Raw genomic sequence first — 12,490 nt, forward strand, 5'->3', positions numbered from 1 at the left:
GTTAAGTTTCTCGCGAATTCCGAGTACCGGGTTGGTATTCAATTGCCAATAGATGCCGTCCTGACGAATCTGGGGTGACGTGCGCAAAATGCACGCTCAGCGCAGTCTTCGCCTTCACGCGACGTGGAAGCTAACAGCGCACTTCCGGACCGTCAAGCGACCGGGCCAATCCTCGTGGAATCGTTAAACTGGGGTGAGTTTGCCGATCACGGCACGGGCAGGCTGGCGGGATGTTGTCGATCCTGGTATTCCTGCGACAGCAATTGACGAACCAGCGATGTGGAGAAATCAAGATGTTCGGACTGTTTCGCCCCAAATGCCCTGTGGATGCCCGTGAGCAAGCCTGGATCGAACTGCGGATGGCGTGGTTGGGCGAACAGCTCGGTTGGGACACCCTGCGAGACGCAAAAACTGTGTTGCCAACCGGCGATTTCTTTCCGCTTCCTTACGATGGTTCGGAGTCGGCTGCTCAAACGATTTACAGCCGCGTTTGTGAGTACGCGAGACAAGACGCGAAGGAACTGCCGGTCACGTTCTTCGATGACCAGGCCGATCCATCGGAACGTTTGGTCTTTGGGCCGGACTTTCTGACGACTACACACGGACTGCTGGCGTGCGATCCGGGGTCTTCATCGCATTCGGCGCGGCTGTACATCGGTCAGAGTGTCATGGGCAACTTGGAGGCACTCATCGCCTTCTTCGCACGGGGGATCGCCGGATACCGTTTGGTTCGTGACCGCCGCATCTCGCAGATGTCGGAAGACTTTCACCAGATTGTCGAGCTGATGCCGATCTGGTTCGGCTTGGGGATTTTCACAGCCAATACCGTGTTGGTTGAATCATCCGGGCAGTCCGCGACGGGCGTTGGCGGTTCGTTGAACGCACGGAGCACATTGCAGGCCCGTCACTTTGGTTATGCATTGGCATTGGCCAGTTGGATGACAGGCGAAACGCAGCCGTCTTGGAGCCGACATCTTCGACGTGACGCGGAAGCAACGTGTGTAGACGGCTTGAAATATCTGACGAAAACCGGAGATGCATGGTTTTCACCGGACTCCCCAACACCGTCACGATCACTGTCCGCATTGGAAGCCGATTTGAAATCCGGTACCGACGGTCGGCGGATGTTGGCACTTTGGGCCGTTCAAGATTGGCCGAATGAGAACGAAGACGAAAAACGTCGGCTCTCCGATTTGGTTGCGGAGAACCTTCGACATCATAATCCGATTGTTCGGACCGATGCGTTGGCGACACTCGATCGGTTAGGACCGGCCGCGGAACCACACTTCCAGGAAATCGTGCTCGCGTTGACCGATCCGAAACCAACAGTGAGACAGGCGGCGGCATTCGCGATTGGTGGGACAGCACGTGAGCCGGAAATGGTTCTGCCCGAGTTGGTTCAGGTCTTGAAAGATGCAAACTTGAGCGTCGTGAACGCTGCGACGTGGGCTGTCGGGAGATATGGTCAGACTGCAAAGGAAACCGCTCCGCATTTGGTTCGCGTGTTGAAACTCGGTTTGGTTCGCGTCCAAGAAGTGTTGATCAACCAAGCGGTCGATTCGTTGATGGCTGTGACAGATGACCCGGAAGCGGTCATCAACGAAGTCTTTGAGGATGGCGATTTGGAACTCGCCCGGCACGCCTTGGAAGCCGTCGCGGCCCGTCGGGTTCAGATGAGTCCCTCGTCGGATCAAACTTGACCGGCTGGTTGGGATGAGGGGCGAACGCTGGTATGATTTGGGCCAGATTCACCCCGTCTCCCATTCGAAGTGAAGCCGCTCATGTCTGACGATCGACAATCCCCACCCGCAGAAATTCGGTTCGCCGATGAGTTGGCATTTCTGGCAGCATTGGACAAGGCTGACGATCTTCCCAAACCGGCAGGTTGGCGATTGTCGCCACGGCGGGTGGTGGAATTCATTTGCGGAACTGATGGCGAAAAGCTGAAGTTGCCGAAGGGCACTCGTACCCCGAAGGGTGTGGAGAAGTCGTTGGCCATCACGGAGAAGTTCGTCGGTGAACGCAGCACGATCGAACGTTGCGTCGTCACACTGGCCGGGGAACGCGGACTGTTACTCGTCGGTGAACCGGGGACCGCAAAGTCGATGCTCTCGGAGTTGCTCGCTGCCGCAGTCAGCGGGAATGCCGATCTCACCATTCAGGGAACAGCCGGGGCCTCGGAAGATCATTTTCGCTACGCCTGGAATTACGCCCTCTTGCTGGCACAAGGTCCGAGTGAAGCCGCACTCGTCCCATCGCCTATCATGATCGGCATGCAAGAAGGGCGTTTGGTGCGGGTGGAAGAAGTCACTCGGTGTCTGCCGGAAGTTCAGGACGCCTTAATTTCCTTGCTCTCAGAACGGCGGTTGATGGTGCCGGAACTCTCCGGCGACGCAGGGAGTGTGTTCGCGAAACCGGGGTTCAACATCATCGCAACCGCGAACTTGCGTGACCGTGGTGTTTCGGAAATGTCAGCCGCATTGAAACGGCGGTTCAACTTTGAAGTCATCCCGCCGATTTCCTCGCACGAGCGAGAAGTCGCGCTGGTGAAATCGCAAGCGACCACCTACCTGGAAACCGGCGGTGTGGACCTTGCGGTCGACGATGGCGTCCTCGACATCTTGGTGACTGCGTTCCGCGATCTGCGAGAAGGTCGCACGTCGGAAGGGTGGTCTGTCGAGAAACCGAGTACCGTCATGAGTACCGCCGAAGCCGTCGCAGTTGCAACCTCGATGGGGCGTCAATCCGCATACTTTCCGTCAGAGCAAGACCCGCTATCGCTGCTGCCCGGTCTGCTACTGGGAGTCGTCTTGAAGGACGAGGCTCAAGATCGCGGTCGACTGTTGGCCTACTGGGATAGTGTCATCAAACGACGAAGCGAAGATGGTTCCCGACTCTGGAAACGCCTCTTCGAACTTCGCCGCGAACTTGAAGAACAATAATTCCTGTCTCAATTCTCGGTTCTATTAGGTCCCGTCCGACTTCAATTCGAAGTCCAAGCCACTCTCGCCATCTTGTCCGACGCTTGCCGATAGATTCGTGTCGGCATTGTATTGAGACGGAAGATATTGGTGCAGAATCTCGGTCGCTTCATCTGGATTAGAATCGTCCATCTGGCCACTCCCTTTGTGAGCGGTAATTTCCACGCGTTTTTCGCCGGATTCGACTTCGAACTGATAACTACCATTCTCAATCTTGCCAGCATACGACCGCCCCGAACCGGTTTGGGGACGAAAAATAATATCGCCGCTTTCCACCGGCTCGCCATCGAAGGTGACCTCCCCTGAAACAGACACCGTTTCGGGGCCTTCAGGGGCAGAGCCACAACCAAGAATGATCAATAAAGCGAGCGAGAGCGTGGTTCTGAATAACGTGTTGGGAAACATCCAATTAACTCGATTTTCTCAGCAAAGGAACCTACGGAATCCAAGCGCAATCAATCATTTCACAGTTAGGGCAATCACTCAGCGAATGCTGACTGAAAGATGCTTCGACTCGACACGAGTGATCTAGAGTCCGCTCACAACTTCCGACCCTTGACGTGTTCCGATCGCGTGCCAAGTGTCGATGTCGATACTTTCGGTGATGAACCGAGTCGAACCGTCGGCCATCACGGCTTGGACACCACCAGGGTGATAGCTGCGTGCGGAGATCAGCGGCTCATTGTAATTGGTGACGGAGGTGCAGGGTGAACGTGGGAATGTCGTACTCTTGCAGCCGTACAGAATGTCGGGGACGGACGTGTTCGGAGCTTCCAGCGTGGTGAAACCATAGCCGCCCCCGGTGCCACCACCCCAGTATCCACCGCCGGCTCCCCACGCACCCGATTTCGGTGCTCGACCTCGAATAATCACTTCACTGACGAGCAGCGTATTGGACGTTCCATCAATGATATCTCGGATACGAGCAGTCTTACTTGTATTGGTGGTCTCCCAGAATAATCCGCGGAAATTCCCACCGCTGCTGTTGCTGCGGACCATCCGGGCATCCCCTGTGCAGCCGACATAGTTGCCTTGGAAACCGTTTGCAGTCGAGGCCCCACCAAAAGCTGGTCCTGCGGGGTCGGACGGACACATGAACCCATCGACCGGAACGGATTTCACGTCATCTCCGACGTGCCAACAATGCGGCGGGTTCGCCGTCTCATAGGCCTCTGACAAATTCTCTTGCTCAACAAATGGGAGCAAGCGATGAAACCATGTGTCTCTGCTCAGGGAATCGACACCGCCGTGCTCACGGACGCCGTACGGGAACGATCCGAACGTTCCATGATAGTTGTGCATTGCAATGCCAATTTGCTTAAGATTGTTATTGCACTGAGTCCGTCGGGCGGCTTCACGAGCCTGTTGAACCGCGGGTAGCAATAAGGCAATCAGAATGGCGATAATCGCAATGACGACAAGCAATTCGATTAACGTAAATCCGCGTGGATTCTGTTGGTTCTGCATAGCTCTCGATCCAGTATAAAACCTAGAAACTCACTACGCCGAGAGCTAACGTGTGAACTCGCTTTCACGGTATCCTTTCATAATCGAAATAGCAACCATGAAAAAACACTAATGTTTGAGGCAAACTTCTTGTCGGGATCGAATTGAGAAAGCCACTCAATGGAACGAACGACTAATCGAGTTCAATGAGCACTATGTTTGTAAACGCAGAGTTTCAACCGCTGCTTGAGTCTTCGTCACCGTTCTTGATCGGTGTGCGACATCACTCGGCGGCACTGTCGCGGTCTATTCCGAACTTGCTCGATGCGTTTCAGCCGGAATGTGTGCTCATCGAATTGCCGATGGAGTTCGCGGAGTGGTTGCCGTGGTTGGGACATGAGGAGACGACCGCTCCGGTGGCGCTCGCCGGGTGTGCGGCGAACGCGTTCGGTTTGTGCTTCTATCCGTTCGCCGATTTTTCTCCAGAGTTGGCGGCGGTTCGCTGGGCATTGCGGAATGATGTCCCTGTGAAACCCTGCGATTTGCCGATTGCTCAGCATCGGAATGAAGTTCACGAACCAACCGTCTCCGAGGCGGAGGGGTTGCTGGAACGGCTCTTTCAGAAAACACAGACTCGCGACGTCGGAACGCTGTGGGAACGAATGGTCGAAACGCCAGCGATGGGGGCCACACCGGAGGCGATTCGCCGATCGGGATTGCTGTTCGGTTATGCGTTGCGGGTCAACGACGGCACGGCATCGGAATACGATCGACGCCGCGAAGCTCACATGCGGGAGTGCATCGCGAACGAAACGGGACGAGTTGTGGTCATCGTGGGAGCGTACCACGCACCGGCGTTGTTACCCGAGCCGATGCTGTGGTCGGAACCCGCTGCGTTGGAAACGGAACTGCAACAGAGCCCGAGTGAAATCACGACGGCACTCATTCCGTATTCCTTCGGGCAACTCGATGAACGATCGGGGTATCCCGCCGGCATTCGCGATCCGATTTGGCATCAAAACGCTTGGTCGGCCACATCGCCGAACGAACTCGATGCAAGCACGGCGGAACTGACCGTTCAGGTTTGCCGAGCGCTCCGAACGGCGAAGCATCCCATTAATGTTGCGGATGGCAAGGAAGTGCTGCGAATGGCTCGCGATCTGGCTCGCTTGCGAGGTTGGTGGGCACCGGGACGTGGCGAATTCATCGAGGCGGTACAAACGTGTCTCACGCGGGGGGAACTACTCGGGATCGGTCGGGCGGTCGCCGCTGCGATGGAAGAAGTGCTGGTTGGCAATCATTTCGGGAGTCTGCCAGTCGATCTACCGCGATCCGGTTTGGCTCCGTATGTTGAAGGTCTGCTCGAAGAACTGAAACTTCCCGGACCGAAGCGAATCGGCGAGCAAAAACGGATGCGATTGGACCCGTTGCGAAGTCCATTGGACCGGGCTCGTGTCGTGACATTCGAGCGACTGCTCGCCTGTGGCATTCCTTACGCCACGCAAGAAGCCGGAGAGGACCTCGCCCACCGTGAAAACTTAACCGAAGTCTGGCAAGTGGAATGGCAGTCCGCGACGGCCGCGATGATCGAACTTTCGGCCGCTCGCGGTGCGACTCTTCGCCAAGCTGCGTTTGGAGCCCTGCAAATCGCCGGGCTTGGCAAACCGCTTGAAGAATGGTCGTCTGCGGAATTGCCTCTGCTCGTTCAAGCCGCCCGGTGTGGACTGGGGGATACGATCGCGACGGGTCTGGATTGGCTGGTCGGACCGTTCTTGTTGACCGCCGGGCTCTCGGAATTGACGCACGCGATGGAATTGATCGAGCAAATTCGAGCAGGACATCACCCGGGCCTGCCATCGCATCATGAGCACGATTGGCCCCACGTCGTGCAAAAATTCGAACTCTCTGAGGAGATCCAAACCACTCCGTTACTTCAAGCCGCAATTTCACGGGTGGAAGGCATCAGCGGTTCCGAAGACATGACTGACGTGACCGGTTTACTGGATTTAATCCTCTGGTTTCAACGTCAATCAAGCGATCGGAACAGTGTGGCTGCAGGGCGTTTGGTTTGGACGCTGCAAAATCTCGCTGCCCAAGGTTCTGCATTGATGCAAGGTTCTGCATTGATGCAAGGAGCTGCATCCGGAGCTTTGTTACTATTGGATCAACAAACTTCGGAGCAATTCAGTCAACGAGTCGGTGGTTGGGTTGATGCAGCCGTCGATACCGAGAGTCGACGATCACTATTAGATCGAATTCGAGGGTGCGTGACGATCAGCTTGCCGAGATTGACGGCGGACGTGTCCTGCTTGGATGACGTGGAGCGACGGTTAGCTTCTGATTCGGATCAGGAATTTCTCACGAAATTATCGCCATTACGGGGTGGGTTTCATGTGGTGAGCCCAGCTTCACGCGACCGGTTGCTGAAAGTTCTGCTGGAACGCTTACCCGAAGCAGAAACGAATGCCGTCGACGTAACTACCGATCCAGCAATGACCGCATCGCGTTTCGCTGCCGATGAGGCCGGTCGTGCCGCCATCGCAGAGCTGATGCCCGGAAAGTCATGGGAGATCGATTGGGATCTCCCCACAACGACCGAAACACGGCGACCGACTCCAATGCCGGGACAGCAACTATCACTCGCGGATCGATGGCGGTTAATTCTCGGTTCTCAACCCGAACAACTTCCGCCGATGGGATGTGCGGCGGCGCGAGCGTTGGATGAGCTCTATGGTCATGGGCAGGGCGAAGGTGCGTCGCGACGGGGTGGGGGAAGCGGAGCTGGTCAGGAAGCTCCGTATCCAAACGTGCGTACTTGGTCGGATGATCTCGGAGAGTTGTTCGGTGACAGCGTCCGCGAAGACGTTTTAGCCGCCGCACTCGCAGACGGGCGGAGTGCCGTCCTGTCGATCCTTGATACAGAATCCGTAACGCCGTCCATCGAATTGCTCGAACAAGTCCTCTCACTCAAAGGAGCCGTTCCCGAAACGCAGTTAGAAACACTCCGGCGGTTGGCTCGACGGATTGTCGACGAGTTGACCAAGGAGTTGGCCACGCGTCTTCGGCCGGCGTTGTTTGGTTTATCCACATCGAAGCCGACCTATCGGCGGACACGCAGGCTCGATCTGGATCGCACACTTCGGGCGAACCTGCATCGAGCGCAACGTTCCCCCGATGGCCGCACAACAATCGTGCCCGAACGTCTCATCTTCCGCAGTCGATCGCAACGGAGTATGGATTGGCATGTCGTGTTCGTGGTGGATGTTTCCGGATCGATGGAACCATCCGTGATCTACAGCGCGATGATGGCGGCGATCTTCTCTGGACTACCGGCTCTGAGTGTGACCTTTCTCGCCTTCAGCACCAAGGTCATTGATTTGACCGAACGAGTCGACGATCCACTGGCAATGCTGATGGAAGTGCAAGTTGGCGGTGGCACGCACATTGCAAAGGGACTCCGAGCGGCTCGCGAACGATTAACCCAACCAACCCGTTCGTTGGTTTTGCTGGTTTCGGACTTTGAGGAAGGATGGCCGGTGAACGGGTTACTCGGTGAGGTGCGTGCGTTGGTCGATTCCGGTACCAAATGTCTGGGGCTCGCGGCTTTAAATGACGATGGCAAACCGCGTTACAACAAGGGGATCGCCGGTCAGGTCGTTGGTTGTGGTATGCCGGTGTCGGCGTTGAGTCCTCTCGAATTGGCTCGTTGGGTAGGAGAGCAAATCCGATGAGCGGTCGTCCTGTCGTTAGCCCACTGGTAATCGCGGAAATCGTTTCCGCCGCACCGGCGCGGTTACGTCGCAAGCTCGACAAGCAACCGCAGATTGCCAACGAATGGGACTGGAATTCCACAACCGACGGTTGGCAGATTTCGACCGGGAATGAGACGGTCGCTCTTGAAGGTCAAGTAGAGATCACGGATCACGTGCGGTGTTCGTGTTTGCTCAGTCCGAGATGTTTTCACGTCTTGGCAGTGTTGTCGGTCTTGGATATCGACGATGCTCCCGTCGATGAACCGACACCGGAATCGTCTCAATCTCATGATGAAGAGACACAGCCCGAGCAGATGGAAATTGCGGATGCCCAACGCGATGCCGCCAACCAACTTTGGAAAGCGGCGGCGTCGGTGTTGGCGGTTGGGTTGCGTGCGGCGGGGACTTTGTTGCAAGCGGAACTTCTTCGTGCGGTGCATGAATGTCGGTGCCAGGGTTTGCATCGTTTGGCGGCCGCGGGAATGCGGGTGATGCAAGACATCCGTTTGCTACGTAATTTGGACGCGGCGTTTTCCACAGACGCCGCTCATTCCGATCTGACAGAGTTGCTGCGATGCGGATGGAGAATCATTCACTCGGACGGCACTGCTGATTCGGAATGGATCGGAACGGCTCGACGGAAGTACGAACCGATCGCCAATCAACGGCTAACTGGTTTGTTCACTGAGCCCATCCTCACCCGCAGCGGATTTGCGGGCGTCTTGACCTATCTTATGGCCGAAGATGGCAGTCTCGGGACGATTAGCAACGTGCGGGCTGGGACGGAATCCCGCATCTTCGACGCCTGGCAGACCGGCGCCGAATTCGGCCAACTTTCGACGAGTCATGAGCAACTGAACCGGGCAACCGTACTGGTTCAGAAAGCCACGCGGTCAAAGGATGGTCGGCTTGGTGGTGGCAAGGATTGTCGAGCGGTTGTCGTTGATGGAAGCGGTTGGGATACCCCGAAGGTGGCGGAACGTTGGGCTGTTCCAATCCACGAACAGATCGAACGCTGCTTTCAGCACGAATCTCATCCGGAAACCCATCGACCGGCCGGCTGGGATTTCGTTTTTGCTCGCGGTGTGATTCTGGGCGGCAATGGTGAGGAACTCCTGTTTCAGCCTTCATCGGCAGCAGTGCCACTTTGGCTTACAATCGCTCAGGACCAATCGCCGCTAATGTATCGCACGAATATCGTGCTTCTGAGCCGATGTCAAAACCTGCCGGTGCGGTGCGTCGTCCGTGTTGATCTGGCGAAGCCGGGAACCGCATCGATCTTGGCTATTTCGTCCGACCCACTTGCGGAGGAATCGGATTGTCAATTGAAGCTGCCAGAGGAATTCCGCAGGACGGTGAGTTTGGGGATCGAAGAACTCAAACGAGGGCATTTGACGTCAGCGACGCGAACACCAACGCTCCGCAATCACAGTTTTCAGATGGAAACACGCCCCGATGGTTTGGAAGCGTTGCGACGATGTCTCCGAGGGTTGTTGCTCGGCGGGCGACATGCCATTCCGACGGGACGTCTGCCGGAATTGACCCGCAATGTCCGTCGACTTGAGATCCAGAAACAGCCCATGGCGGCGAGTTTGCTAGGGACATTGGCCCGTTCCGCGACGGCATCGCAGACAGATTTTGAGGGAATCCGTTTCCCGAACGACCCGTCGCCACTTGCCGAAACCTACTTGGCTGCATCATGTTACGAGATGTCTGCTCGTCGTCATTTTGAGCAAGACGGATGGCGACAACTCGACACGCAATGAGCCGAGTCCGGTTGTATGACTTGTGGCGCGTATGCCACTCCTGCCCAGAATTCTCGCGATGTCAAATGCTCCAGCCGATCATGGACAGTGTGCCAAGGAAGGCGGCGCACATTGTGCGACATCAATTCGAATCGATCTGAACCCAAAGGAGTGGGGCAGAATGCGTGAAATCGGAAAATGCGCTTGCGGGATGCTACTCGTTTTGAGCGTCGGTTGCACCAGTGTGCTGCGGTCATCTTCGTCATCAAGCTGCGGATTGGTGCCCGCATCGGACTACGGACACGCTTCCGTTCAGTGCGGCCAAACGGATACGTCGTGTGCATCCAACCAGACCGGTTGCACGCAATCCGGCGGCTGCGTCACAGCGAAATCGTCTGACTGTGGTTGGGGGTTGCTCGGACCGACGTTTTCCGACCCTCGATTAACCGAAGGAACCGCCCCCTGTCTGTGGCAGTACGGTTACAACGTGATTCTCTCAGGATCGCAAATGTGCAATGCGATTCTCGGTGGTGATCCCGATGAGTCATTGTCGTCACGCTTCGGGCGAGCCGAACAAGACGGCGTTTGGCCGGTGAAATATGTGGTCGCACCGGTTGCCGATGCGTTGATCGGCCCCGATCACTGTCAAAGATCCACAGAGTGCCAGGGCAACCGCAAACGCGAAGTATGGTCTTGGTGAATCGCGGGGGAATGCATTGTTGCCCATTCGCTCGGGGCGAATTATTTTGCTCAAATTGAGATCCATTCCCTCTTGCTCTCCGTATAATGCGGTGGAGGGGTTCGAATCCAATGAGCGCAATTTCAATCCGTTGCCCACTGTGCGGTAATGAAAACCTATTTCCCGAACAGTTCGCGGGCCGAACGCTCGCATGCGCTCACTGCGGGGAAGAGTTGACGCTGCCAGAAGACTCTGTCCCGACCACAACGACACCCACACAGCCGCAAACTTCACCTCCATTGACCGTTCCCAACTCAACCCGCAAAGGATTTCTCAGTCGAGTCCGGGAATTCACGTGTCGTCGTGTGGGGCAAGCGATTGGTTTGATCTTGGGAATCTATGGCGGAGTGACGGCCGGTTTGTGGTTTGCATTCCAACAAGGTTGGGCCGGTGGAATACTGAGCATCGCAACCGCTCCCATCGGCGGATTGATCGGATTAATGGTCGGTCAAGCTTTCGGTCGTCGGATGGGAGGATGGATTGGTGGTCGCCGATACGGTTGGTTCGGGCTGTTGGTCGGCCTGTGTGGCGGACTGGCAATGTGGGCGTGGGATCGCGAAAACGGATGGTCGGAAATTACAACGGCAGCCTTGGACCCGCTCGATTGGGGACGTTTGGCTACCGTGATGGCATTCTCCGCTCTGATTCTGGGAGTTTCTGTCGCCGTCGCCGAACGATTGTTCGGACGCTCCGCAAAATAGGTCCCGCTCACAACTACCGACTGGCGGTCATGTCTTGAGTCGCAGCATTGATCGGCGGTCGAGGCAACCGTTTCGGCGTTCCCGCTTGGCTAACCGCGGCACCGGCCGTCGCTGTTGTCGCTGCCGGAGGCGAAAGCAACGCCGATCGCATCGCTTCAACGATTTTCCGTTCCGGTCGTTGCGGATCGGCGGCCACTTGGCAAACTTTGGTCAGCATTCCCGGTGCTCCTTGCATCAAACGATGCTCGACACGCTGACGGCTGTTCCGGAGACCGTTGCGAAGCCCTTCTCGGACGCTACGTTCGTTCATCAGCAAACCGGACGTTCGCACCCACGCCGGTTCGCCGATTGCCCAGTTGTCTGGCGGGAGTTGGAATCGGGTTCCCTGAACCGACAATTGCGGTTGGCCATTCTGCATGACTCTCGCCAAGTCAAAGGCGATCCACAACTCCTTGCGATGCCCCATCGTCAATTGGAGTGGACCACAATTCGCCTGACCGACTGAACCGGCCAGCGAAATTCCTTGAATCGACAACCGAAGATTCTTCATACCAAGCCATAACGTTGCTTGGTCATTGGATTTCTGTTCGATGACGGCTCGTGTGACTTCCCCTTGATACGAGAGGTTTTGAAACAAGCATTGAAAAGCCACCCCGTTTTTCTGGACCTGATGCTGAATGTTCTCCAGATTGCCAGAAATGGGAAAGTTCACTGCGATCGGGACTGATTCACCAGCCGAGAGCGGTTGCCAAGCGAACAGAAAACAGGTGAATGTCGACAACAATCGAACGGTAGAAGATCGCATGGCATCCTTTCCAGCGAGGTAGCAAATAAACGCCGATCCATCGGCAATCCGCATCTTGAGCAAAATGAGAGCCGAATCGAAAGAAAATGGAAGTTCATCTAGGGAAGGAACAGCAACTTGAAGAACTCTAACTCAGTTTTGCCAGGGAATTTCGACGTTCACGATCACTCAATTGCGGGAGCCGGTTGAGTGAAAAAACCGATCGACGGGGTGCGTGTGGTGGTTCATGTTGGTCGATCGTGCAAGAATCTCGTGAGGGGCGTGCAGGATTTGCAATTCCGGGTTCGCGTCCCTTCGAAAGCGTTGCTATACTGCGAAACA

The 12,490-nt window shown here is 56.1% G+C and carries 9 protein-coding genes; 6 read left to right on the plus strand and 3 right to left on the minus strand.

The genetic code is table 11. The annotated features are described in order from the left end of the window. Nucleotides 1-293: 293 nt before the first annotated feature. A complete protein-coding gene (locus G6R38_RS09810; protein WP_166823620.1) occupies nucleotides 294-1,700 on the plus strand; it encodes a HEAT repeat domain-containing protein in 1,407 nt (468 codons plus the stop codon). Between the two features lie 81 nt (nucleotides 1,701-1,781). Continuing rightward, complete coding sequence (locus G6R38_RS09815; RefSeq protein ID WP_166823623.1) at nucleotides 1,782-2,942, plus strand: ATP-binding protein; 1,161 nt, start codon at nucleotides 1,782-1,784, stop codon at nucleotides 2,940-2,942. A gap of 24 nt (nucleotides 2,943-2,966) precedes the next feature. Here G6R38_RS09815 and G6R38_RS09820 read toward each other — a convergent pair whose 3' ends face one another. Continuing rightward, the gene (locus G6R38_RS09820; RefSeq protein ID WP_166823626.1) at nucleotides 2,967-3,386 is read right to left on the minus strand and encodes a hypothetical protein; all 420 of its coding nucleotides are present in this window, start codon (nucleotides 3,384-3,386) and stop codon (nucleotides 2,967-2,969) included. 123 nt (nucleotides 3,387-3,509) lie between these two features. Next, on the minus strand, nucleotides 3,510-4,448 hold the full coding sequence (locus G6R38_RS09825) for a DUF1559 domain-containing protein (RefSeq protein ID WP_166823629.1): 939 nt from the start codon (nucleotides 4,446-4,448) through the stop codon (nucleotides 3,510-3,512). Between the two features lie 185 nt (nucleotides 4,449-4,633). Between G6R38_RS09825 and G6R38_RS09830 the strand changes: the two genes are divergently transcribed. The 4 genes from G6R38_RS09830 (at nucleotide 4,634) to G6R38_RS09845 (ending at nucleotide 11,364) form a co-directional block, all read left to right on the plus strand. Then, on the plus strand, nucleotides 4,634-8,158 hold the full coding sequence (locus G6R38_RS09830; RefSeq protein WP_166823632.1) for a DUF5682 family protein: 3,525 nt from the start codon (nucleotides 4,634-4,636) through the stop codon (nucleotides 8,156-8,158). Beyond that, nucleotides 8,155-9,945 carry a hypothetical protein gene (locus G6R38_RS09835; protein WP_166823635.1) on the plus strand — a complete coding sequence of 597 codons (1,791 nt, stop codon included), beginning with the start codon at nucleotides 8,155-8,157 and terminating at the stop codon, nucleotides 9,943-9,945. The genes G6R38_RS09830 and G6R38_RS09835 overlap by 4 nt, the downstream gene beginning before the upstream one ends. A 160-nt stretch (nucleotides 9,946-10,105) precedes the next feature. Beyond that, nucleotides 10,106-10,624 (plus strand): hypothetical protein, encoded by a 519-nt coding sequence (locus tag G6R38_RS27835; protein ID WP_206028527.1) that lies wholly within the window; start codon nucleotides 10,106-10,108, stop codon nucleotides 10,622-10,624. Nucleotides 10,625-10,734: 110 nt separating this feature from the next. Continuing rightward, the gene (locus tag G6R38_RS09845; protein WP_166823638.1) at nucleotides 10,735-11,364 is read left to right on the plus strand and encodes a hypothetical protein; all 630 of its coding nucleotides are present in this window, start codon (nucleotides 10,735-10,737) and stop codon (nucleotides 11,362-11,364) included. A 13-nt stretch (nucleotides 11,365-11,377) separates the two neighbouring features. Here G6R38_RS09845 and G6R38_RS09850 read toward each other — a convergent pair whose 3' ends face one another. Further along, nucleotides 11,378-12,169, minus strand: a complete 792-nt coding sequence (locus G6R38_RS09850; protein WP_166823641.1) for a hypothetical protein — start codon at nucleotides 12,167-12,169, stop codon at nucleotides 11,378-11,380. Nucleotides 12,170-12,490 lie beyond the last annotated feature (321 nt).

This window comes from Thalassoroseus pseudoceratinae, assembly GCF_011634775.1.
Lineage (GTDB): Bacteria > Planctomycetota > Planctomycetia > Planctomycetales > Planctomycetaceae > Thalassoroseus > Thalassoroseus pseudoceratinae.

Bases quoted from the DNA above. Each gene is read 5' to 3' on its own strand.
- G6R38_RS09810 (WP_166823620.1), top strand. From the start codon at position 294: ATGTTCGGACTGTTTCGCCCCAAATGCCCTGTGGATGCCCGTGAGCAA.
- G6R38_RS09815 (WP_166823623.1), top strand. From the start codon at position 1,782: ATGTCTGACGATCGACAATCCCCACCCGCAGAAATTCGGTTCGCCGAT.
- G6R38_RS09820 (WP_166823626.1), bottom strand. From the start codon at position 3,386: ATGTTTCCCAACACGTTATTCAGAACCACGCTCTCGCTCGCTTTATTG.
- G6R38_RS09825 (WP_166823629.1), bottom strand. From the start codon at position 4,448: ATGCAGAACCAACAGAATCCACGCGGATTTACGTTAATCGAATTGCTT.
- G6R38_RS09830 (WP_166823632.1), top strand. From the start codon at position 4,634: ATGAGCACTATGTTTGTAAACGCAGAGTTTCAACCGCTGCTTGAGTCT.
- G6R38_RS09835 (WP_166823635.1), top strand. From the start codon at position 8,155: ATGAGCGGTCGTCCTGTCGTTAGCCCACTGGTAATCGCGGAAATCGTT.
- G6R38_RS27835 (WP_206028527.1), top strand. From the start codon at position 10,106: ATGCGTGAAATCGGAAAATGCGCTTGCGGGATGCTACTCGTTTTGAGC.
- G6R38_RS09845 (WP_166823638.1), top strand. From the start codon at position 10,735: ATGAGCGCAATTTCAATCCGTTGCCCACTGTGCGGTAATGAAAACCTA.
- G6R38_RS09850 (WP_166823641.1), bottom strand. From the start codon at position 12,169: ATGCGATCTTCTACCGTTCGATTGTTGTCGACATTCACCTGTTTTCTG.